Below are 23,023 nucleotides of genomic sequence, written 5' to 3'. Positions count from 1 at the left end.
TCAGCATAGTAACCTGAAACTGAAAACTAATCAATATGGCAATTTTGACCCGAGACGAGGCAAAAAAAATTGTGGATAAGGTTCTTTCCTTTTCCAAAGCCGATGAGATGAGTGTTAATCTTAGTGGCAGCCGGGTGGGTAATATCCGGTATGCCCGTAACACCGTATCGACCAGTGGAGAAACGGATAATCTTGAACTGGCCATAACATCCGTATTTGGCAAACGGGTTGGCTCGGCAACCATCAACGAGTTTGACGATCAATCGCTGGAAAAAACCGTTCGGCGGGCCGAAGAAATTGCTCGGCTGGCACCCGAAAACCCGGAGTATATGCCTATGCTGGGGCCACAGACCTATCTGGATACGCCCAGCTACATTGAAAAAACGGCAAAAATAAATCCCGATTTCCGGGCTCAGGCGGCATTCGACAGCATCGACCCCTGCGCGAAAAAAAATCTGACTGCGGCTGGTTATCTGGAAGATACGACTGGTTTTAGCGCCATTGCCACCAGCAAAGGGCTGTTTGGTTATAACCGGGCTACATCGGTCGAATTCTCGATTACTACACGCACATCGGACGGAACGGGTTCTGGCTATGTTTCGCGTGATTACAACGACGTTAGCAAGTTAAATACCAGATCGTCGACCGAAATAGCCATGCAAAAAGCACTGGCGTCGACGAATGCCCGTGCCCTGGAGCCAGGTAAATATACCGTCATTCTGGAGCCAACAGCCGCTGGCGATTTGTTGCGGTTCAATATGGATGCTCGGATGGCCGATGAAGGACGGAGTTTCTTGTCGAAAAAAGGGGGAGGCACCCGACTGGGTGAAAAACTCTTCGACGAACGGGTTACAATCTATTCCGATCCCATGAATCCTGATGCCCCTGGTTCGCCCTTTGTTGGTGGGGGTGGTGGTCGAGGTGGTGGCGGTGGTGGCTTTGGCGGTGGAGCCGGAGTCGATGGACGCCCAACCGAAAAAATAATCTGGGTCGAAAACGGTATCGTTAAAAATATGAGCTACTCGCGATACTGGGCCGATAAGAAGGGAGTAAAAGCTACACCCCCTTCATTCGGTATCGTTATCCAGGGGGGCAATCAATCGCTGGCCGATCTGATTAAAAGTACGGATAAAGGTATTCTGGTCACTCGCTTCTGGTATATCCGGATGGTTGATCCGCAAACGCTGGTCCAGACGGGCCTCACCCGCGACGGAACGTTCTACATCGAAAACGGTCAGATCAAGTTTCCGGTGAAAAATTTCCGCTTCAACGAAAGTCCGGTTATTATGCTCAACAACGTTGAAGCAATGGGAACACCAATGCGGGTCAATAACAGCATGATTCCACCAATGAAAATCCGGGACTTTACGTTTACCAGTCTTTCCGATGCGGTTTAGGATCGGGTAATTCCTTATTTAGTTTAGAGCCATCGTCTGGGAAGGCGGTGGCTCTTTTTATACGCTTACCAATTTTTTCGGCGCAGACCGACAGAGTGACCAATGTTATTTAAAAATGCATTTGTATCCTGAATATAAAAAATAGTTCAGCCCCTGAATTCGGCCCGAAAAAACAAGGCATTTGTGATAAATGGAGATAATGTACTATTTTGTTTTAAACGAATAAATTGTTAGTTTTTGTTAATAATTCTGTAACAAAGATTGGTATAAAGATGGATTTCTGCCAATAAATTCTAAATTTTAGGGCTTGATTCCATTTGCCTTTAATCGGTAGAATTTTTTTAGTTTACCCTACATTTCATTTAACTATAGGAGGACCAAATCTTGAATCGTCGGGATTTTATTCAATTAACAGGATTAGGAGCAGGTGCCCTTATGCTCCCTTCCCTTTCAGGCTTTGGCCGGTCGGTTAGTTCTGAAGCGTTGTTAGAACCGGGCCTGGACGTATCCGTTAAGAAACGGCTGGCCGATGCGGCTCTCAATGCGGCCAAATCCAAAGGAGCTACCTATGCCGATGTACGCATCGGCCGCTACCTGCGGCAGTTTGTAATCACCCGCGAAGACAAAGTGCAGAACATTGTCAATACGGAGTCGTTCGGGGTGGGCGTGCGCGTCATTGCCGATGGCTGCTGGGGATTTGCGGCTGTTGTCGATGCCAAAAATGAAGGCGACATGGCGAAGGCGGCCGAAACGGCTGTGGCCATTGCCAAAGCGAATGCCAAAATTCAGAAAGAACCCGTACAACTGGCACCCCAGAAAGGTTTTGGCGAAGTAAGCTGGAAAGCGCCGATCAAGAAAAACGGCTTTGAAGTGCCCATTAAAGAAAAAGTAGATCTGTTGATGTCCGTGAATGGAGCAGCAATGGCCAACGGTGCCAATTTTGTTAACTCCGTTCTGTTCATGGTAAACGAGCAGAAATATTTTGCCTCCACCGACGGATCTTATATCGATCAGGACATTCACCGTATCTGGCCAACGTTTACCGTAACGGCCATTGACCGGCAAACCGGGCTGTTCCAGACCCGGAATTCATTAAGCGCCCCGGTTGGTATGAGTTACGACTACCTGCAAACCAATCCGAGCGATAAAATAACCGGTGTGACCACCCGCTACAACCAGGGCTACGACATGCTCGAAGATGTGACGGCTGCTGCCAAACAGGCCAAACAGAAACTATCGGCCAAATCGGTCGAAGCAGGTAAGTACGATCTGATTCTGGACCCCTCGCACACCTGGCTTACCATTCACGAATCGGTTGGGCACCCCCTGGAACTCGACCGCGTATTGGGCTACGAAGCCAACTTTGCCGGTACTTCGTTTGCTACGCTCGATAAGTGGCAGTCGAAGAAGTTCAACTACGGTAGTCCGCAGGTGAATTTCTTTGCCGACAAGATTCAGCCGGGATCGCTGGGCGCAGTTGGCTGGGACGACGAAGGCGTTAAAACCAAGAAGTGGGATTTGGTGAAAGATGGTATTCTGGTCAACTATCAGGCTATTCGGGATCAGGTTCACATCATTGGCGAGAATGAATCGCAGGGCTGCTGCTATGCCGATAGCTGGGGTTCGGTTCAGTTCCAGCGGATGGCGAACGTGTCGCTGGCACCGGGCAAAGAGCAGGTATCGGTCGATGAACTAATCAAGGATGTCAAGAAAGGCATTTACATCATTGGCGATGGGTCGTTCTCCATCGATCAGCAGCGGTATAACTTCCAGTTTGGCGGTCAGTTGTTCTACGAAATCAAAGATGGCCAGATAGGGGGCATGCTGCGGGATGTGGCTTACCAGTCCAACACCCAGGAGTTCTGGAATTCGTGCGTGAAAATTTGCGATGATCGCGATTATCGAATGGGTGGTTCGTTCTTCGATGGTAAAGGGCAGCCCTCTCAATCCAGTGCCGTATCGCATGGTAGCTCCACGGCGCGCTTCAATAGCGTCAATGTGATAAACACGGCCCGGAAAATCTAATTTAGTTACGGTCGGGGAAACAATGTGGTGTTGAGTTTTTTAGCTTTGTAACTAATGTAACTACTTGATGCCACAAACCCGAAATTTAAAAACATATGGCCGTTATTTTGTCCGAATCAGAGGCAAAAGCTCTGATGCAGAAAGTATTAAGTTATTCGAAGGCAGACGAATGTGAAGTGAATCTTCTGGGCGAAGAGCGCGGCAACATTCGGTATGCCCGCAATGCCGTATCGACCAGCGGTTCGGTTATCAATAAAAATCTGGTAGTTCAGTCGGCCTATGGTAAAAAAGTGGGCGTTGCCACTATCGACGAATTCGACGATGCCTCGCTGGAAAAAGTGGTTCGGCGTTCGGAAGAACTAGCGCAACTGGCTCCCGAAAACCCGGAGCACGTGGGCGTTCTGGGGCCGCAGCAGTACCTGAAAAGTAATGGTTTTTTTGACTCGACAGCCAGAATTACCCCGGCCGATCGAGCCAATGCCGTGGCAAAGAGCCTGCAATTAACCGCAGGAAGCGGGACCAAAATTCAGGGGGCGGGCTTTTTAGAGGACTATCGGGGCTACTCGGCCATGATGAACTCCAAAGGGCTATTTGCCTATTATCCCAGCACGAACGTGAATTTCTCGCTCACCGTCCGCACCGACGATGGTAAAGGATCGGGCTATGTGGCACGTGGATACAGCGACTTTTCGAAACTGGATACACTGGCTTCTACCAAAACGGCCATTCAGAAATGTCTGGGATCAGTAGAAGCCCGTGCGCTGGAACCGGGCAAATACACCGTCATTCTGGAACCAACGGCAGGGGCCGTATTGATGGAAAACATCTATTTCAATATGGACGCCCGCTCGGCCGACGAAGGACGCTCTTATTTCAGCAAATCGGGTGGTAAGTCGCGCCTTGGCGACAAGATTGTCGATGAACGGGTAACAATTTATTCGGACCCGACCAATGCCGAACTGCCCGCATCGCCCTGGTCGGGCGATGGGCGCCCGCAGGAAAAAGTGATGTGGATTGAGAAAGGGGTTGTTAAAAACCTGAGCTATTCACGTTTCTGGGCGCAGAAAATGGGTAAAAAAGCTGTTCCTGGCCCAACCAACGTGATTATGATGGGGGGCAATGCGTCGCTCGAAGAAATGATCCGAACAACGCAGCGGGGGATTCTGGTAACAAAACTTTGGTACATCCGGGAAGTTGATCCGCAAACGATTCTGCTAACGGGCCTTACCCGCGACGGAACGTTCTACATCGAAAACGGAAAGATCAAACACCCGGTCAAGAACTTTCGCTTCAACGAAAGTCCGATCATTATGCTCAATAACCTCGAGTCGCTCGGCGTTCCTGAACGAGTGGTTAGTACCGAGTCGGACCAGAACTACCTGATTCCGCCCATGAAAATTCGGGAGTTTACGTTTACCAGTCTGTCTGATGCCGTATAAATTGGGGTGACTTTTTTCGACAGGATTTACAGGATGAACAGGATTTTCCCAATACTATCGTGTTTATCCTGTAAATCCTGTCGAAAGAAACTAGCTTGTTCGATTATGTTGGAAAACCGCGTTGCTGATCTTCTGGAAGCTCCTGATGCCAAATTGGTGATCGAACGGGCGCAGGCAATCCTGGCCGATGAAGCCGTCCGTTGTCGGTCGTTTCGGGAATGGCTCCGGGACGATGTCAAGGCCGAATTTATCAATGGCGAAGTCATCATGCACTCGCCCGTGAAGCGTCGGCATCTGGATGCGACGCAAAACCTGCTGACATTACTTCGGGTGTATGTTCATTTACACGATTTGGGTGCAGTTGATTCCGAAAAGGCGCTTGTGGGGCTTACCCGAAATGATTATGAGCCGGATATTTGCTATTGGAACCACGAAACGGCCAGTTCGTTTGAAGATGACCAGATGGAGCATCCCGCTCCCGATTTAATTGCGGAGGTGCTTTCGGAAACTACGACCGGCCGCGACCGAGCCACCTCCGTTGGGGACATCAAATTTGAAGACTACGCTGCTCATGGCGTTCGCGAATACTGGATCATCGACCCCGTTCGAAAATCGGTAGAGCAATATAGCCTCGATGAAGCAACGATGGCGTTTGCTTCGGTAGCCACGCTCTATATCGATGACACACTGGCGGCATTGACCGTTACAGGCTTTCAGATTCCGGTTCGGGCCATTTTCGACAAGCAATGCACTATGGAAACACTCAAAGAACTGATGGCCCGCACTGCCTAACACGGTTAATGGCTTTAAACACTTCTCAACGAATCTCTTTTGAAACCGTTTATTTTCACTCGAATTCAATATACCTCCGGCGACTGGGACACCGATCAGCGAATGCCTTCCAATTTGCTGCATTCATTGGTTGAATACACAACAATTCCGGTCGATCAGAAAGAACGGGTAGTTCAACTGAGCAGCCCGGATATTTTTAAAAGCCCGTTCTGCTACCTGAGTGGCCACAAACTGGTTGAGTTTTCGACGCAGGAACGAGAGCATTTCAAACGCTATGTTCAGAATGGCGGATTCGTTTTTGTCGACGATTGCAATCATGATATCGATGCGTTGTTTGCCCGTTCATTTGAACAGGAAATGGCCCGAACCTTCGGCCCAAAGGCATTGCAGAAGATCCCGAATACCCACCCAATCTACACCTGTTTCTTTAAATTTGAAGAAGGACCACCCACAACATCCTTTGAACTGAATGGCTGGGGCGACGATCTGGTACATGATTATCTGAAGGCCATTACCATAAACGGTCGAATCGGTGTTCTGTATAGCAACAAAGATTATGGTTGTGAGTGGGATTACGACTTTCGAAACAAGCGGTTTCTGGCCGAAGACAATACCAAATTCGGCGTCAATATTATCACATACGCCTTAACAGCCTGATTGACAATGATGAGTTATGAGTGATCTGGATGTAAAACTTCACTACAATGCATTCATCATTCATCATTCATCATTATAAAAGCCTCTCTTATACAACCTGATATACAGTTTTGGAATCAACAGACTTAACTCACTACAAAGCGCTGGTGGCTCGATTGCCCCAGCTACGAAACGAAATTGGCAAAATCATCATTGGGCAGCAGGAAGTGATCAGCGAAGTGCTGATTTCGCTGCTGGCGGGTGGTCACTGTCTGCTGGAAGGGGTGCCCGGCCTTGCCAAGACACTGATGGTGAAGACCATGTCGGATGCACTGGCCATGCGGTTTAAACGAATCCAGTTTACTCCTGACCTGATGCCGGGCGACATTGTTGGAACGGAAATTCTGGAAGAAGACCACGAAACTGGTAAGAAATTCTTCCAGTTCAACAAAGGGCCGATCTTCGCCAATGTGGTGCTGGCCGACGAAATTAACCGGACACCGCCCAAAACCCAGGCGGCTATGCTGGAGGCCATGCAGGAATATAAGGTCACGTATGGTGGTACTGATTATGCATTGCCCCGGCCGTTTCTGATCATTGCTACCCAGAATCCTATCGAACAGGCGGGTACGTACCCACTTCCCGAAGCCCAGCTCGACCGTTTTCTGCTCTACATTAAGCTGAGCTATCCATCGGAGAATGAAGAATTAACCGTATTGAAAAGCACAACGGGTACCGGGCGGCCAACGTTGCAAACCATTCTTTCTGACGACGATATTCTGGAACTCCAGAATCTGACCCGGCAGGTGCATATCAGCGACGAGTTGATTTCCTACATTAACCGGCTTGTGCGGGCAACACGCCCGCAGGATACGCCATCGGCTTTTGTGAAGCAGTGGTGCGAGTGGGGGGCCGGGCCACGGGCTGGTCAGGCACTGGTCCTGTGTTCAAAGGCACGTGCAGTGCTTAATGGGCGGTTTTCGGTGATTCCAGACGATATTCAAATGCTGGCGTATCCGGTTCTTCGCCATCGCGTTGCGCTGAACTTCCGCGCCGATGCCGAAGGTATTACCACCGACCGGGTTATTAAAGAATTGCTGGCCAGTATAAAGTAGGTTTATGCTTGCTACAGATCTTATCCGACTGAATAATCTGCAACTGGCCAGTAAACTCGTCAGCGACGAACTGATGCTGGGCATTCAGGCTAGCCGTCGGTCGGGTGTGGGTACAGAATTTGAACAGTATCGACACTACGAACCGGGCGACGATCCGAAACGCATCGACTGGAAGTTATTTGCCCGGAGTGGTCATCATCTGGTTCGGGAATCGGCTACGGAGAGTAATCAGCAAATCCGGCTTTTGCTCGATTTGTCGGGTTCCATGAACTACGAAGAAGCCGGAGTGAGCCGGTTGAACTACGCCCGGATTCTGCTGGCTTCACTGGCGTATCTGGCCTATCGGCAAAACGATTTGTTAAGCCTTTATGGATTGCAGAACGGCGATGTAGAGACACTGGTACCGGCCGGTAAACAGGCATTTCTGAAGATTTTAGGGACGCTGGAAACGGTTCAGGCATCGGGAGCGTGGGTGATTAAACAACCGTCGTTCCCAGAGTTTAGCCGAAAGCAAAGCGAACTACTAATCATTGCGTCTGACTTTTTGCAGGTCAACGATGAGTGGCTGAAACTAATCCAGAGTGTGGCGGGGCCGCGTCGGGAGATTGTTATTTTTCAGATCCTGGGCGACAACGAAATCGATTTCAATCTGAACGGTTTCTATCTGTTTCGCGATCTGGAAACGGGGCGGGAAATTGAGCTTCAGGCCGATGCCGTTCGGGATACCGTACGGCAGGCTGCTTTGGATTACCTGAAAACGCTGGAAGAAACCTTGCAGATTCCGCACGTTCGGCTCATTCGGGTTCGGTTAAGCGATCCAATGGCCCGAGTATTAAGTGCGTTTCTGACTGGAAAGAAATTATAGTAAGGGTATTGGACGGTAGCTATTGGACATTGGACTCCTGGCAGAACCAATATCCAGCACCTATGTCTAACATCCGGCATCGAACAATATGGCATTCTTACAACCGTATTTGCTGTGGGGAGCATTGGCCGTGATTATTCCGGTCGTGATTCACTTCTGGCATCAGAAAAAAGGCAAACTACTGGCCTGGGCGGCAACACAATGGCTAGTTGAAAAAAATCAGCAGCAACAGCGAGGACTAAAACTCGATAATGTGTTGCTGCTTGTTTTGCGATGCCTGTTGCTGATTGTGCTGGTCGTATTACTGAGCCAACTGGTTCTGAATAATGGAGATAACAAGATAGAGGCTCAGACTATTCACCTGGTGCAGCCCAATGCGCTGGTAACAACCAATTTCCGGTTTGAACTGGAAGAAGCCGAAAAACGGGGCGATAAACTGTATTGGATCAACGAACGGGCAGAACCTGTACAAACCCCAGACCAGCTTCCCGAAACGAAACTCTTTACGCCGTTGGTGCTTCAGGCCGTTATCGACAAACTTCGTCAGGGCAATGCCGAGATGCATCTGTATCTGCTGAATAATGAAGCCCTGGCCGACGTACCGGCCATTTATGTGCCTGCTACATACCGTTTGCATCTGTTAGCCGATTCGAGTCGTAAGCCACAATCGTATCTGGTAACCCGCAATAATCAGAAGCTGTTCGTGAATCAAGAGGGTCGGTTAACAAATACTACTACGCTGGCCCCAACGGTGCAGTACACACCGGCGTCGGTTCATTCGGGTGCCTTGAAGGTATTGCTCGATTACCGCAACAAAACAGAGCAGCATACCGTAGCTGCAGCATTGGATGCACTGGAAGATGTGTATGGACTAAATCTGTCAGTTGATCGGGAACCCGCTTCGGCAACAGCATACGATTGGGTTCTTACCGACCATACAATTGCCCGTCCTATGCCCCAAACGCTCTACATAATTTCGGGGAAGATGGGATATCCGACCGTTTCCAATGTCGTATACAGCGAGCACGCCTTTACACCACAGACCAATGAGCGGGTGGCTGCCGGGCAGTTGCCAGAATGGCTGGGTGAGCAATTGATTCGGTATTATGGCCTGCAATCTCAGGCATTGCCACTTAGCGAACACGAAGTAAAAAAGTTGTTTGTAGTGGCGAACCGACTCGATCAAAAACCGCAAACACTGGTTCATAACGCTTTATTACTGCTTTTTATCGTTTTGCTGATTGTTGAACGGTGGATTGCATTAACCCGAAACGCATGATGAATCCCAAACAAATTCTAACGTCGGTGAGCAATCAGCTATACGCCAATGCGCTGTTGCGGTGCGTATTGCTGGCAGCATCGGCCTTTATCCTTGTCGCTACGTTTGCGAGTTCACTGCTGTTGTCGGCACTGGCGGGGCTGCTAGCGTTGCTGGCGGGTATATTCCTGGAAAAGCTTTACGAGAGCAAAAAGCCTCACGCCATTCGACTAATTCACCAGACCGTTGGCGATGCCGAATACAGTCTGCCGCTGTTGGATAAGCCCCAATTGAATGTGGCCGAACAGCTTCAACTGGAACGTTTGAGCGAACGCATACGGGATGCCCGGATTCCGACGGTGATTTTCTCGCAACTCTGGATCTATGCACTGGTGTTGCTGGTTGCTCTTGGCGTTCATTTTGGCTATCCGATGATGCAGCATTCGGCCGTTGGCATACCCCAAGGGGAGCGCGAAGACGCCAGCGTGGCTGTTGATACCGAAAAACCGGTTGCGCCATCGTTTCGGTCTGCCCAGCTACAGATACAGCCCCCAGCCTACACAAACCTGCCAGAGCGAAAATCGGCCGATTTGAATGCATCGGCAATCAATGGATCGGTTTTGAACTGGCGATTAACCTTTAGCCATAACCGAAAACTGTCGGTTCGGCTGGTGAATAATCGGGGAGTAGAGGTGCCGTTTAAGTCGGATGGCCCTGCTTTTGTTTATCAGGATCGGTTGATCAATTCGGGATTGTATGCCATAAAAGCGTATTGGTCGGGCTATGGTGGCCACGATTCGCTGGTCTATCAGTCCGATTTTTACCGGCTGGAATCGCTGCCTGATCTGGCACCGAAAATTGTTCCCGAATCGAAAGAACTCTATAAATTTCACTTCCTGAAAGACCCCAAAACCATTGCTCTGTCGGCTACCATTTCCGATGATTTCAGCGTGTCGAATGCGTTTATTGTAGCGACCGTAGCGCGGGGTTCGGGCGAAAATGTGAAGTTTCGTGAGGTGAAAATGCCGCTCGACAAGGCGAATTTCAAAGAAGCCAAACTGACCAGACAAATCGACCTTAAGGCACTGAATTTTGCGCCGGGCGACGAGCTGTACTACTACTGGGCCGCTTTCGATAACCGCCGACCGGAGCCTAATTTTACAAAGTCAGACACGTATTTTCTGGTTTATAAGGATACGACACGGATGGAAGAAGGCGAACTGGCAACGATGGCTGTCAATATCATGCCCGATTATTTCAGGAGCCAACGCCAAATCATTATCGATACCGAAAAACTAATCGCTAAACGAAAGGCGGTTAGTGAAAAAACCTTTAAAAGTACATCGAACGAAATCGGTTTCGATCAGAAAGCCCTTCGGCTGCGTTACGGCCAATTTCTTGGCGAAGAGTTTGAAAAGTCGATTGGTGGTAGTGGCGAACCACCCATTCCAACCAACAGTGATGGGGCCGTGGTAGCCGGAATGGCCACGATTCAGGCCTATATGCACAAACACGATGAGGGCGAAGGCGAGCATACGCCCGTTGCACCACACGAGACCCATTCGGCCGACGATGGCCATAACCACGGCGGTGGCGGTGGAAACGACGAGGGCAAAGATCCGCTGGCCGCGCTGATGGAGCAGTATGTTCACTCGCACGATGATGGAGAAGCCAATACGTTTCATGAACAGTCGACGCGGGCATTGCTGAAAATGTCGCTGGAGCAGATGTGGCAATCTGAGTTGCATCTGCGCTTGTTTGAGCCCGAAAAAGCACTGCCATACGAGAAAAAAGCGCTGGAATACCTGAAAATGTCGCAGCAGAAAGCGCGGTCGTTTGTGAAGAAAACCGGGTTCGATCCGCCACCGATCAAAGAGAAAGAACTACGGCTAACCGGCGAACTGAAAAACGTGAATGCCACTACGAGTCAACAGCGTGTTTACGACCAAACCCGGATTGAAGCATTGGTCAGCGAAGTATTGGGGTATCTGTCGCTGGAAAAGCTCAGTGCTGGTCAACGACGCACCGTTCAGGAATTGGGCAGTGCCCTGACCGATCGGGTTATGAACAGCGGCCTGGCCAACTGGTCGGTCCTGGCGAGCTTACAAAAACTGGCTGCGGGTAAATGGCTCGCAGATTCGGAGAAAAAACAACTAAAGACAAAGCTGTATGATCTGGCCGGAACTGCTGAGCAGACTACCCGTTCATACACCAGTGAACGAAAACTTGAACGGTCGTTCTGGCGGCATTTGCAATGATTTCTTTTGATTTTGATCGATCTGGACTACTGGGCTGGCTAATTATAGTTAGCGCTCTGGCGTTGCTTAGTATACAAGCCTGGCTTGTTTTTCGTAACGATTCCCTGACTCCGCAACGAAAAACGATTCGTTTTCTGCTGAATCTGTTGCTTTGGCTGGTCGTAGTCGGCTATGGGGTAGAGCCAAACTGGACCGTTACGGCCAATACCACTCATGCGCTGTTGGTTAGCGATGATGTACCGACCGACTATCGCCAGAAAGTCAGCGATAGCCTGCATATTCGGGAGGTGGTAACAGCCCGTACGTTCAAAAGCAACCGATTCGATTCGGTAACGGTGCTGGGACAGGACTTTTCGCCCGAGTTGCTGAGCCGACTAAGTCGGCAAACGGTTCGGTGGTTACCCTATTATGCACCCGATCAGATTCAGACAATTAGCTGGAAAGGCATTGTGCAAAAAGGCGAGATGCAACAGGTGACGGGCACACTTGAGTCGTCGCGTAAACAACGGATTAAGCTGACTTACGGTGGCCGAACGCTCGACAGTCTTGATTTGCCCGTTGGGTTAACCTCATTTACATTGCAGTTTCCTGCCTTTACGGTTGGCCGTACGGAAACCGAACTGGTGCTGGACCGTACACTGCTGGATACCATACGTTTTTTTGCGCAGCCGCTGAAACCACTCACGTTTCAGTTTATTCTGGATACGCCCGATTTTGAAAGCCGCACGCTTGCCGACTGGCTGGGGAAAAATGGCCATTCGGTTCAGGTAACGACTACACTGTCGAAAGATGTCAGCAACCGGCTGACGATAAACAAAGCATCGGCAAAGCCCGATGTGATCGTTACGGACCCGTCAAATGCGGCAAATGTGGCCGTAAAACGGGCCGTTGCCGACGGGAAGGCCGTACTTTTTATCAACCTGACAAATCCAGATGCCGATTGCCGTCTGATTAATCAGGCATTAGGAAGTCGGTGGCAGGTGCGTAAAATTTCGAACGAATCGCTGGTGCCAGTAGGTACGGGTTTACAGGCATTGCCTTACGTTTTTACGGCAAATGTGGCCCAAACCAACATTCCCGGTTATCCGGCAGCCGTTCAGCAAACGTCCGGCAAAGTTGGTGTTAGCCTGCTGAATGAAACATTTCCGCTCAAATTAAGCGGTGATAGTCTTGCCTATAATCGAATCTGGAATGCAATGCTGGCTCAACTCCGACCGGCCTCCCTAAACAGTAGCTATCTGGAAGCGCCAGTACTGAAAGGCTTGCGGGAAGCGATTTACGTGAACAATCCATCGATGCGTAAAACAATGATACAGATCGGCAATGACACGGTTAAGATTGCCTATTCGCCCATAAATCCATTGTCGGCGGAGGGTAAATGGCTAGTTGACGATTCCGGTTGGTTATCTGTTCAGGATTCATTGGCCATCTATTCCGAATCGACCGGATTTCCGACTGTAGCAAAAAGCCGGTTAGTACAGCAGTACATGCTGGCTCATCATACTGACCAAAGCAATCGGCCCGTGGCTGAACGCGTAACAACCATTACACTCCCCAATTGGGTCTGGCTTACCCTTTTCCTGTTCTGCCTGACCGCCCTCTGGCTCGAACCAAAACTTGGAGGGTAAGTTTAGGGTTTATAGTTTATAGTTGCTCCGCCTGTTAGCTTGCTTTAATGCGAAGTAGCCGTAAGTTATAAACCGTAAACCGACAAACATTATGTGGCAGGAACAGGATAATCAACTCACACGCGAGTTTACGTTCGCGGATTTTTCGGAAGCCTTCGCGTTTATGACGCGGGTGGCGCTGCTGGCCGAGAAAATGGATCATCATCCGTGGTGGTCGAATGTCTATAACAAGGTGACAATCAAACTGTCGACCCACGATGCGGGTAATGTAGTGACCGGAAAAGACCGGAAACTAGCCGAGGCCATCGGCCAATTGATTGCGGGCTAAACGACTACGTAAGTGCAGAACGGCAAACTGAACTGCTTATTTTAAGGATAATAGCCCCAAACTTCCCTGCTGACTACCAGCGGTTTGGAAACCACAATAGGGATCACAAATTCCTCTAATAACTTACGACCCGCTAAATGCTCTGTCGGTAATTGGCTGGTTGTCCAGTGTGCGCCCGTATGCTCCTTTGAATTGGTGAAGGTAAAACTAACCGGTAAAACATACGTGCCACTAAAACTCGGGTTCAGAGCGGGCATCTTTTCCAGCCCGTTTCGGACAGCTTCAACGAAGCCCATATCTATATTGGTGGGACTCAAAATGACAATGTTCTTTAGTTGGCCTTGCTGATTAATCTCGAAGCCTGCATAAACCCGGGCATAAATGCCTTGTGTCCATTACTCGCCACTGGGGCGTTTGAGCCAGTCGGTTAACGAAGCAGGTGTGCCAAAATCGGGGGAGCCATCGGCTTTCCAGCCGAACGGTTGCATCCGTAGAGACCGCTTGTCGCCACAACCCTGCCCCGATGCAGGGTTGGCATGATACACCAGCCAGTTCTGGTTGCCATCGGGCGTTGTGAAAAAACTATTATGGCCAACGCTAAAGGTGCCGTCGCCTGCTTTGGGGCCAAAAACCGGGTTTTGCGATTTGGTCCAGGAGGCTGAATTGAGTAAGTCGCTGTTAGTGGCCGCCGAGAGTTGGCCAAGTGCGTAAAGGTCGGTGCCGCAAAAACTGGCCGAATAAATCAGAAAAACCTTATTGTTGTGGACCAGGAACTCCGGTCCCTCGTTGACCCCAAATCCGTTCTTTTCCCAGGCCAGTTCGGGCGTCGATAAACGAACGCGTGGTCCTTCGGGCGTATACGGATTCGTCAGCTTGCAGATATAAATATTCTGCTGACCGCCCAGATCCGTTTCCCAGCCCGACCACGCAAAATAGAGCTGACCGTTAAGCTGGAGTGCGGTGCCATCGATTGCCCATTTGTTGTCGGGAAGAGTAAGCTGGCCTTTGTCGATCCAGGTACCCTGCGTTGGGTCGGCGGCTTCGTTTTCGAGTACAAACATCCGATGGGTGGCATCGACGCCATTATTGTCGGCTGCGTAGTAGATATACCACTTATTGTTCAGATATACCAGTTCGGGAGCCCAGATGTCGCGGGAGTTAGGACCGGTTGCGGGGGGCGTCCAGACGGTAACGGCCCTGGCCTGACTGAGCCGACTCATGGCGGTTGTTTTATAAATGCGCAGGCTATTGCCCGTTGTGTGCATTACGTAGTAAACCCCATCTTTATAGGTAACCCAGGGATCGGGGGCGGGGGATAGAAGCGGATTCTGGAACTTTCCAGTCGTATCGACCGACGTAACCGGGGGCGTTGGATCTGGTTTTTCCGGCGATTGACAGCCATACAGGACGATAAGAAGAAGAAACAGCGTAGTTTTCATCATTGAGTGAAAATGAGAACAGATGCCCAAAGATTGCTCTCTGAGGGGTATATCTTTTTTGAACCGCGAGAACACAAAGGCGCAAGATGTGCCTGGCACTTTGCACCTTCGCGTCCTCGCGGTTCAAGTAAACGATCAATAATTCGGGTTCTGAACCAAATTCGGGTTTAGATCCCGATCGAGTTGCGGGATGGGCAGTAGCTCACTTTTGCCTTTAACAAAGGTCGAAAAAGCCGCATCCCGACTTGCCAGTTGCGGTCCCAGATCGCCCCAGCGGGCCAGATCGTTCCAGCGGATGCCTTCGCCCGACAGTTCGGTAATCCGCTCATGTTTCAACTGATTCAGAAACTGATCCTGCGACAAACCGGGTTTCACTACCGACAGTTTTTCCAGACCTGCCCGCTGCCGAACCTGATCGACGTAGGGGTAAGCCTGCGCCGTTTTGCCGGTTGCGTTGAGGGCTTCGGCATACATAAGCAACACATCGGCATAGCGGATGTAGCGCCAGTTGTTGGGCGAACGGTAGCCTTCTTCGTTTTTGGTGGCGTCGTTCTGAAACTTACGGAACCATACGCGCTTGTTGTCTTTGCCATAGCGCTGGGTGAAGGTTTGCCCGTAGATCATCGTAAAGTCGGGGCCGCGCACATCGGTCGAGTCGAACAGGAAAGAAGCTTCCAGGCGCGGGTCGCGGTTTCCGGTTGTCGTTTTCTCGTAGAACTCGCGGGTTGGCCAGCGCTGGGCTTCACCATCCGACCAGCCTATACCGCTTGGTCCGAAAAACTGGGCTAACGACGTGCCGTAGTTCTGGTTGGGCGTTTCGGTGTCGTCGTCGGTATACTCCGAAGGATTCGTTTGAAATTGCCACTCAAATATCGATTCCTTATTGTTCTCGGTTGTCGACAGGAAATTATCGCGGTAGTTGGGCATCAGCGCATAGATGCTTTTTCCGTCGCCTTCAACGAGCCATTGCAGCGGAGTCAGCGCTTCGGTGTATTTGCGTTGCTGCATCTGAGCGCGGGCCAGTAGGGCATAGGCCGCCCCTTTGGTTGCCCGGCCCAGGTCGGCTGAGCCGTATGACGCAGGTAGCAGTGAAGTGGCCTCGGTCAGGTCTTTTTCGATTTGCGCCCATACCTCGGCTATTGTTGCCGAGTTGGGTTTATCGCCCACGACCGGTGTTTTCAGTAACAGCGGAACATTTCCCCACAACGTAACCAGGTGGTAGTAATACATCGCCCTTAGGAATTTGGCTTCGCCCAGAAAACGATTCCTGAGCGTAGCATCCATCTGGATGTTCGGCACATTGTCGATTACCTGATTCGCCCGGTTTATGCCGATGTAATTATCGTTCCAGACGGCATAAGCGTTGCCATAATTGTAGTCGGTAACCAGAAACTGATCCATATTATTGACAATATCCGTTGCCGGGCTCTGGCTGCGGCCTTCGTCGGAGTGGATAATGTAATAGAAGGGCATCCAGCGCGAAATGCCGCCCCGGTGCATGGTACTATAGACGGCATTAACACCCGCCAGAGCATCGTCGGCTGTTTTCCAGAACGACTGAGTGGTTACCTGATTCGGGTTGACGATGTCGAGGCTTCGGTTGCAGCCCGTCAGAAACGTGATGGCGGCAACGGTTAGCGAAATAACTATTTTTTTCATGATTAATGGCTCAGAAAGAATGAGTTGGATTGCTGGTCGGTCATTCGTTAGTAGTCATTGGCTGGCTATAACTATGGAAACGTACGTTTAAAAATCGCAGTTGACACCCACCGAAATGACCCGTGGCGAAGGCCAGTGTCCATTGTCGACACCGCGCTCCTGAATATTGGCACCCGTAACATCGGGATCAAGACCACTGTATTTGGTTATGGTAAACAAGTTCTGACCGCTGATAAACACACGGGCATTGCGCACGTTCAGGCGGTTGAGGAGCACACTTGGGAGCGAGTAGCCCAACTCGATATTACGCATCCGCACATAGGAGGCATTTTCCAGCCAGCGATCCGTATAAGCAAAATTGTTGGACACAATACCCTGATCGCCCGCTTCGAGACTGATGCGTGGGTCGCTGGTGTTCGTATTGCTGGACGACCAGGGACTGACATCCCGCCGGAAATTGGTGAGCTGGTAGGTATCCAGACTGCGCCGTACATCGTTATACACCGTATAACCAAACACGCCGGTTAACTGAACATTCAGGCTAAACTGGCCATAGGACGCGTTAAATTGCGCACCCGCCTGCACTTTCGGCCAGGGCGACGACACAAACTGCCGGTCGTCGTTTTGCGTAATCTGGCCATCGCCATTGGTGTCGACATACTTAATATCGCCGGGTTTGGCATAGGGTTGAATGGGCGTGCCATTGGGGCCCTTGTAGTTGTTGATTTCTTCCTGACTCTGGAAAATTCCCGCCGTTTTCAGCACATACCACTGACCAACGGGCAGGCCAACCTGCGAGCGTGTGTTGCCACTCTGGATGTAGTTGATATTCTGCCCCTGATTGCCAACGTTTTCGACCCGGTTTTTAATGGTAGTGAAGTTGCCCGATACATCCCATTTCAACGCATGTTCTTTATTTCGATAGGTGGCCGAGAATTCGACACCCCGGTTGCGGATAGAGGCAGTGTTGACATAGGGATTGCCACGCAGATTACCCAGATAGCCCGGTACGGTCAGGTTCAGAATGGCATCGTTCGATAACGAGTTATAAACGTTGATTTCGGTGCTGATGCGGTTGTTCAGGAAACTGGCCGATACGCCGTAGTTCTGCTGAATCCGTTCTTCCCAGCGCAAATCGGGGTTTGCCAACTGTGCCTGGTAAGCGCCTACATTGGGGGTTTGATCGACACCGAAGATAGCTCTGGGGTTGCTGTTGATAAAAGCGGTGTACGGGAACGACCCAAGCGTCGGCACAACAATGCCCAATTTTCCGTAGGAAGCATTCAGTTTCAGATCCGTAATCCAGTTTACGTGGAAGAACGACTCTTTGCTGATGCGCCAGGCACCCGCCACCGATGGGAAGAAGCCCGTACGATAGTTACTCCCAAACCGCGAATCCTGATCGACCCGGCCCGTAAGCGTGAGCAGATATTTGTCGTTATAAGCGTAGTTGATCCGGCCAATATACCCCAGAATCCGGTAGTCGTCGGGCGTGCTGCCGGCCGAATTCGAGATACCCGTGGCGGCATTGATCGTAGTGAAATACTGTCCACCCGCGTAGCCGAGATTGGTTCGCGACCCCGACGTAATATCCCGGCGGGTTGTTTGCTGGCTAATCCCCAACACTCCATTGACGCTATGCGCCCCCAACGTTTTGTTGAAGTTCAGCGTATGTTCGAACAGCAGGCTCAGGTAGCGGGACCGATCTTCGCTAACCGAACTGGGCACGGGCGAAGCACTATACTGATAGGTACCCAACTTCCGCAGGTTCTGTGTGTAATCGAAACTCACTTCCAGACCGGCGTTGGCGCGGTAGGTTAACCAGTCGGTTAGCTTGATGTCGAGATAAGCATTGCCAACCATTTTGGCAAAATTGCTCTTGTTACTGGCCAGATCGCGAACGGCTACCGGGTTGTAGTAGTACGTGACGGCATCGGGGTTAGTGCCGATACCGTAGCCGCCCGGATTGCTGGCATTTACATAGCGGGGGTCCTGTACCGGAATAACGGGCAGCATACCGGCCATGTCATAGATCGGGTTACCCGCCGGAAAATTCTGCACATTAGAGTTCGTCAGTACCGCATTTTCGCCGAACGTAAACCGGCCGATCTGACTACGGGTGTTTATGCGCAGGCTGGCCCGGTCGAAGCTGCTGCCAGTGACGTAGCCCGTGTTGTTAAAATAGCTGCCCGAAATCAGATAGGTTCCGGTTTTTGTTCCGCCCGATAGCGTTAGGTTATAGTCCTGAAGATTGCCCGTTCGCAACACCTGATCCTGCCAGTCGGTATTGATAGTGGGATTGAAGGTACCCGTAGCAACGCTGGCTGGTGGGGTTTGGCCCGCGTTCTGATACTGTTGCCGTTGAAGGGCCGCAAAACCGGAGGCATCCGTAAGGTTCCAGCGTTTGTAAACCTGCTGGATGCCATATTTTCCTGAAAACGAAACCTTTATCGGTCCTTCCTTACCCTGTTTGGTTGTAATGATAACGACGCCATTGGCGGCCCGCGAACCATAAATAGCGGCTGCCGACGCATCTTTCAGAATCTGGATCGACTCGATATCATCGGTATTGACCGTAGGGTTAGCGTCGGCAATCATGCCGTCGATGATATACAATGGATCGGTATTCAGGAAACTGGCTACCCCCCGAATCTGAATGGATGCCTGTTGCCCCGGTACGCCCGAATTGCGGACCGTTACACCCGGCGACAGCCCCTGAATCGACTCGGCGAGCGAATTGGCCGTTACCTTGCTGGATTGGGTTACGCTGACGACATCGTTGGCCCCGGTTAGGTCGCGTTTGCGAACGGTCTGATACCCAATCACCACTACTTCGTCGAGCGTACGGTCGTCGGGAGTCAGCTTAACCGTAATTGTGTTGTCTGTGCCGAGCGGAACCTCCTGATTTTTGTAGCCAACACTCGATACCACCAGCGTAGTAGCCGCATCGCTCACCGTCAGCGTAAAATTACCGTTGGCGTCGGTTGTTGTGCCGTTGTTTGTTCCTTTTTCCAGAATGCTGGCTCCCGGTAAACCCGCGTTCGTTTCGTCGGTGATCTGCCCCGTTATGCGCCGGACTACGGTGGGTTCGCTGTAGGTTACCGGGCGGGTTTCGTCGGGCGCTACCGGAGGGTTTATGGGTGTCGGTTCTTTACGGGGCGCAGGCTGAATGACGTACAGATTCTCCTTTATTTTCTGATACCGTAATCCCTGTTCGGCCAGTAGTTGAGTCAGTATCTGATCCAGCGTGCTGCCGTCGGGCTCGGTTTCGGTCAGGCGGCCCGATAGGAGCGACTCGTCGTAGGCAAAATTGACTTTATACCGTTTTTCGAGGTCGTTCAATACTTTTTTCAGCGTTCGGGCGCGGCCGGGCCGAACGTCGGGTACACTATGCTCAGGACGACTTTGGGCCCGACTCAACAGCTGGGCGGCCGTAACCGTTGGTAAGCTAAATGCCGCCGTTCCTGCCATCCAGAGCGAAAGGGGTATAAACATTTTTTTCATCTGAATAGAAAGCCCCCAACCCCCGAAGGGGGCGTTTAGAAACAGTGTATTCATGCCTTGGGGTGCTTGTGCGAGCATGAACGTTTCGTACCAGGAATAGTTAGATGATGTCAATGGGTTTGTTTACGGAAAAAATTGCTGATGAATCCGATCAGGAATTAGTGCCGACGCAGGTAGATGTTGTTTTCGTTGCGGGTAACCTCTAAATCGAACGTAGCGGCCAGCGTCGCCAGCAGTGTTTCCAGGTCCTGACTGGTCAGGTTACCCGTAAAGCGTCGCTCGGCCAGATCGTTATCTTCAAAAACAAGCGTAACGCCCCAGGTATCGTTGAGCTGCTGGGCAATGTCGCGCAGGGGCGTATTGTCGAAGGCAAACTCCTGTCGGGTCCAGGCAGTATAGCGTTGTGGTTTCTCCGGCTTAACAGTAACCTGTTCGATGCCGGTCTGAGCAACGGCCAGTTCGCCGGGTTTCATCAGAATAACCGGTGCTTTCTTGTTGTCGGGCTGGGAGAGCTGAATTTTTCCTTCCGATAAAACGACCACCGTATTGCCGCGACGGGTGTTGACGTTGAACTGGGTGCCAAGCACCGAAATGTCGAGATTGGGCGTATGCGTAATGAACTTCAGACGGCCCGATGCGGTCTGTTGCTTCGTTACCTTGAAGAAGGCTTCACCGTCGAGCCATACTTCCCGGTCGGCATCGTTGTCCCAGTTGGGTCGGTAGCTAAGGGTCGAATTGGCGTTCAGTTGCACGCGCGACCCGTCGGGTAGGGTTACGGTTTGTGTTTCGCCGTAGCGGGTGTGGATTTGCTGGCGGTACCAGTTTGTGCGGTAAAACCAGCCGCCGATGGCCAGTATCAGCACGCCCGCCAGCGATGCGGCAACCTGCCAGCGACGGAACGGGTGTCCGACCAACCGTCTGATAATGGGCTCTTTAGCCGACGATTGCTCATCGTGGGTTTGCCGGTAATTGTCGTAAGCCAGGTCCAGAACCTGCCAGATTCGTTCCTGACTGGCAGTGGTCAGATCGTCGTAGCGAACGCGCAGGTGGAGTAGAATGGCACTGGCCTCGTCGATGGCCGCCTGTTGCTCAGGGTGATTGAGCATAAACGTATGCCAGAACGACATCGTTGGTTCGTCGGGTTGCAGAATCCATCGGCGAAAGGATTCATCGAGAACGAAATCCTGAACAGAAAACTGACTGAAATCGGGTAAATCGGGCGCATTCATACGAGAAATTGCTGGCGGATGATATACGGTAAAGACGTATATCGGCCAGATTATCCCTCGCAGATCGTGATTTTTTTCTAACTATTATCGGATGAGTGATAGAATCAGGATTACCACATGCGGAGCCATCCGTTTTTGAAGTGACGCAATGGCTTTATAGACAATTTTATAAACGGAGCTTTGTTCGATACCCATCACCCCGGCAATTTCTTCATAACTGAGGTTATCGAAATACTTCAGAAAAAGGGCCTCTTTCTGCCGGGCTGGCAGGCTGTTTAGCTCATGAAGCAAAAGTGTCGACTGCTCCTGCGAAATCTGGGCGTCGAGCCAGGTCGGTTCGTAATAAAATTCAATCCTGAAATCAATCGCATCGAGCTCGTGGTCGAAGCGTTGCTCCCGATTGAGCCGCCGAACGATTTCCCGGCGCAGGGCCCGCATGAGATAAAACTTGATCGAATCGGTGCGGCCGAGCCGTTCGCGGGTTTCCAGAATGGCCAGAAAAAGATCCTGCAGGCAGTCTTCAGTCAGTTCCCGATTCTGGGCAATCTTATAGCCATAGTTATAGAGCGTTCGGGCATATTTATCATACAAATAGGCATACGCGGTCTTACTACCGCTCAGGAAGTCGTCCCAAAGCGCAGCATCTGTCGTGTACGAATAACCCGATGAACTCTCCAACTTACATACGATTTGTTCGGTTAAAGGTATAATATTACGCAGGATAGTACCAATTGTTCGAAAGAAAAGGTGTTTTTATGGTTTACGGTCTACGGTTTACGGTTGCACTGCCAATTAGCATAATTCCTTCTTAAGCAGAGCAACCATAAACCATAAGCAATCTTACTTCAACGCGGCCAGCCCTTTGGTAGCCGACGAATCGGTAGGCGTATTCAGAAGGGCTCGGTTGAAGAACGTTCGGGCCTCGTTGGTCTGACCAAGCATATACTTGGTCCAGCCGAGCATGAGCAGGCTGTCATGATCGAAGGGATAGAGTTTCAGCACTTTCTGGAAAAAAGCTTCTGCCGTTTTGTAATCTTTCTGATAATAATGCATTAGCCCCATCCGGTAGTTGGTGACAGAATTATTTGGGTCGAGACGCAGAATGGTCTGGTATTGTTCTGTAACCTTATTCCAATGGTTGAGCGTTGACGCGGGAAGCGCGTACCCTAATCGGGCTTCAATGGAGGTTGGTCGCTGAGCAATGGCCTTCTCATAATAATCGAGGGATTCGGTCAACTGCCCTGCCAGATAGTGTAGCCAGCCTAGCCGTAAATTTACTTCATAGGAGTCGTCGCTCGCTTTCTTCAGGGTAGAAATGGCTTTTTTGTATTCTTTTTTGCTTTCCTGTACATAGCTTTCTTTGAAGGCTGTTAACGGTTGAGCATAGCCAATCGATACCGAAATTGTAGTAAACAGAAAAGCGAAAGCAAGTTGGCGCATGGTTTTCATAA

At 50.7% G+C, this 23,023-nt stretch carries 18 protein-coding genes; 11 read left to right on the top strand and 7 right to left on the bottom strand.

The window, feature by feature from the left end:
- Positions 1 to 35: 35 nt before the first annotated feature.
- From WBJ53_RS16700 to WBJ53_RS16650, 11 genes are all read left to right on the top strand, one after another.
- Complete coding sequence (locus tag WBJ53_RS16700; protein ID WP_338868124.1) at positions 36 to 1,397, top strand: TldD/PmbA family protein; 1,362 nt, start codon at positions 36 to 38, stop codon at positions 1,395 to 1,397.
- Between the two features lie 384 nt (positions 1,398 to 1,781).
- A complete protein-coding gene (locus WBJ53_RS16695; protein ID WP_338868122.1) occupies positions 1,782 to 3,422 on the top strand; it encodes a TldD/PmbA family protein in 1,641 nt (546 codons plus the stop codon).
- Between the two features lie 95 nt (positions 3,423 to 3,517).
- Positions 3,518 to 4,861, top strand: coding sequence for a TldD/PmbA family protein (locus tag WBJ53_RS16690; protein ID WP_338868120.1), 1,344 nt, complete (start codon positions 3,518 to 3,520; stop codon positions 4,859 to 4,861).
- A 105-nt stretch (positions 4,862 to 4,966) separates the two neighbouring features.
- Positions 4,967 to 5,653 carry a Uma2 family endonuclease gene (locus WBJ53_RS16685; RefSeq protein WP_338868118.1) on the top strand — a complete coding sequence of 229 codons (687 nt, stop codon included), beginning with the start codon at positions 4,967 to 4,969 and terminating at the stop codon, positions 5,651 to 5,653.
- A 39-nt stretch (positions 5,654 to 5,692) separates the two neighbouring features.
- A complete protein-coding gene (locus WBJ53_RS16680; protein WP_338868116.1) occupies positions 5,693 to 6,310 on the top strand; it encodes a DUF4159 domain-containing protein in 618 nt (205 codons plus the stop codon).
- Positions 6,311 to 6,420: 110 nt separating this feature from the next.
- Positions 6,421 to 7,404 (top strand): MoxR family ATPase, encoded by a 984-nt coding sequence (locus WBJ53_RS16675; protein WP_338868114.1) that lies wholly within the window; start codon positions 6,421 to 6,423, stop codon positions 7,402 to 7,404.
- Between the two features lie 4 nt (positions 7,405 to 7,408).
- Entirely contained in the window at positions 7,409 to 8,269 is an 861-nt protein-coding gene (locus tag WBJ53_RS16670; RefSeq protein ID WP_338868112.1) for a DUF58 domain-containing protein, read from the top strand.
- Between the two features lie 88 nt (positions 8,270 to 8,357).
- On the top strand, positions 8,358 to 9,548 hold the full coding sequence (locus WBJ53_RS16665; protein WP_338868111.1) for a BatA domain-containing protein: 1,191 nt from the start codon (positions 8,358 to 8,360) through the stop codon (positions 9,546 to 9,548).
- Complete coding sequence (locus tag WBJ53_RS16660) at positions 9,545 to 11,785, top strand: hypothetical protein (RefSeq protein ID WP_338868110.1); 2,241 nt, start codon at positions 9,545 to 9,547, stop codon at positions 11,783 to 11,785. The genes WBJ53_RS16665 and WBJ53_RS16660 overlap by 4 nt, the downstream gene beginning before the upstream one ends.
- The gene (locus tag WBJ53_RS16655; protein WP_338868109.1) at positions 11,782 to 13,413 is read left to right on the top strand and encodes a hypothetical protein; all 1,632 of its coding nucleotides are present in this window, start codon (positions 11,782 to 11,784) and stop codon (positions 13,411 to 13,413) included. Before WBJ53_RS16660 ends, WBJ53_RS16655 begins: the two co-directional genes overlap by 4 nt.
- Before the next feature lie 91 nt (positions 13,414 to 13,504).
- Complete coding sequence (locus tag WBJ53_RS16650; protein WP_338868108.1) at positions 13,505 to 13,741, top strand: 4a-hydroxytetrahydrobiopterin dehydratase; 237 nt, start codon at positions 13,505 to 13,507, stop codon at positions 13,739 to 13,741.
- 41 nt (positions 13,742 to 13,782) lie between these two features.
- On the opposite strand, the gene WBJ53_RS16645 is transcribed toward WBJ53_RS16650, so the two are convergent.
- The 7 genes from WBJ53_RS16645 to WBJ53_RS16615 all read right to left on the bottom strand — a co-directional run bounded on the left by WBJ53_RS16645 (position 13,783) and on the right by WBJ53_RS16615 (position 23,021).
- Positions 13,783 to 14,058, bottom strand: a complete 276-nt coding sequence (locus tag WBJ53_RS16645; protein ID WP_338868106.1) for a hypothetical protein — start codon at positions 14,056 to 14,058, stop codon at positions 13,783 to 13,785.
- Positions 14,059 to 14,136: 78 nt separating this feature from the next.
- Positions 14,137 to 15,183, bottom strand: coding sequence for a glycoside hydrolase family 43 protein (locus tag WBJ53_RS16640; protein WP_338868104.1), 1,047 nt, complete (start codon positions 15,181 to 15,183; stop codon positions 14,137 to 14,139).
- Between the two features lie 132 nt (positions 15,184 to 15,315).
- Positions 15,316 to 16,839: a RagB/SusD family nutrient uptake outer membrane protein gene (locus tag WBJ53_RS16635; protein WP_338868102.1), complete on the bottom strand. Its 1,524-nt coding sequence runs from the start codon at positions 16,837 to 16,839 to the stop codon at positions 15,316 to 15,318.
- Between the two features lie 87 nt (positions 16,840 to 16,926).
- Entirely contained in the window at positions 16,927 to 20,421 is a 3,495-nt protein-coding gene (locus WBJ53_RS16630) for a SusC/RagA family TonB-linked outer membrane protein (protein ID WP_338868100.1), read from the bottom strand.
- Positions 20,422 to 20,501: 80 nt separating this feature from the next.
- The gene (locus tag WBJ53_RS16625; protein WP_338868098.1) at positions 20,502 to 21,572 is read right to left on the bottom strand and encodes a FecR domain-containing protein; all 1,071 of its coding nucleotides are present in this window, start codon (positions 21,570 to 21,572) and stop codon (positions 20,502 to 20,504) included.
- 84 nt (positions 21,573 to 21,656) lie between these two features.
- The gene (locus tag WBJ53_RS16620; RefSeq protein WP_338868096.1) at positions 21,657 to 22,250 is read right to left on the bottom strand and encodes a sigma-70 family RNA polymerase sigma factor; all 594 of its coding nucleotides are present in this window, start codon (positions 22,248 to 22,250) and stop codon (positions 21,657 to 21,659) included.
- Positions 22,251 to 22,412: 162 nt separating this feature from the next.
- A complete protein-coding gene (locus WBJ53_RS16615; protein WP_338868094.1) occupies positions 22,413 to 23,021 on the bottom strand; it encodes a tetratricopeptide repeat protein in 609 nt (202 codons plus the stop codon).
- Between the last annotated feature and the right edge of the window lie 2 nt (positions 23,022 to 23,023).

This window comes from Spirosoma sp. SC4-14 (genome assembly GCF_037201965.1).
Classification (GTDB): domain Bacteria; phylum Bacteroidota; class Bacteroidia; order Cytophagales; family Spirosomataceae; genus Spirosoma.
The sequence above is the reverse complement of the archived record's forward strand: the minus strand, read 5'-3'. Positions and strand labels throughout refer to the sequence as shown.

Coding starts and splice junctions, on each gene's coding strand:
- WBJ53_RS16700 (WP_338868124.1), top strand. CDS start 36: ATGGCAATTTTGACCCGAGACGAGGCAAAAAAAATTGTGGATAAGGTT.
- WBJ53_RS16690 (WP_338868120.1), top strand. CDS start 3,518: ATGGCCGTTATTTTGTCCGAATCAGAGGCAAAAGCTCTGATGCAGAAA.
- WBJ53_RS16685 (WP_338868118.1), top strand. CDS start 4,967: ATGTTGGAAAACCGCGTTGCTGATCTTCTGGAAGCTCCTGATGCCAAA.
- WBJ53_RS16670 (WP_338868112.1), top strand. CDS start 7,409: ATGCTTGCTACAGATCTTATCCGACTGAATAATCTGCAACTGGCCAGT.
- WBJ53_RS16665 (WP_338868111.1), top strand. CDS start 8,358: ATGGCATTCTTACAACCGTATTTGCTGTGGGGAGCATTGGCCGTGATT.
- WBJ53_RS16660 (WP_338868110.1), top strand. CDS start 9,545: ATGATGAATCCCAAACAAATTCTAACGTCGGTGAGCAATCAGCTATAC.
- WBJ53_RS16655 (WP_338868109.1), top strand. CDS start 11,782: ATGATTTCTTTTGATTTTGATCGATCTGGACTACTGGGCTGGCTAATT.
- WBJ53_RS16650 (WP_338868108.1), top strand. CDS start 13,505: ATGTGGCAGGAACAGGATAATCAACTCACACGCGAGTTTACGTTCGCG.
- WBJ53_RS16640 (WP_338868104.1), bottom strand. CDS start 15,183: ATGATGAAAACTACGCTGTTTCTTCTTCTTATCGTCCTGTATGGCTGT.
- WBJ53_RS16635 (WP_338868102.1), bottom strand. CDS start 16,839: ATGAAAAAAATAGTTATTTCGCTAACCGTTGCCGCCATCACGTTTCTG.
- WBJ53_RS16630 (WP_338868100.1), bottom strand. CDS start 20,421: ATGCTCGCACAAGCACCCCAAGGCATGAATACACTGTTTCTAAACGCC.
- WBJ53_RS16625 (WP_338868098.1), bottom strand. CDS start 21,572: ATGAATGCGCCCGATTTACCCGATTTCAGTCAGTTTTCTGTTCAGGAT.
- WBJ53_RS16615 (WP_338868094.1), bottom strand. CDS start 23,021: ATGAAAACCATGCGCCAACTTGCTTTCGCTTTTCTGTTTACTACAATT.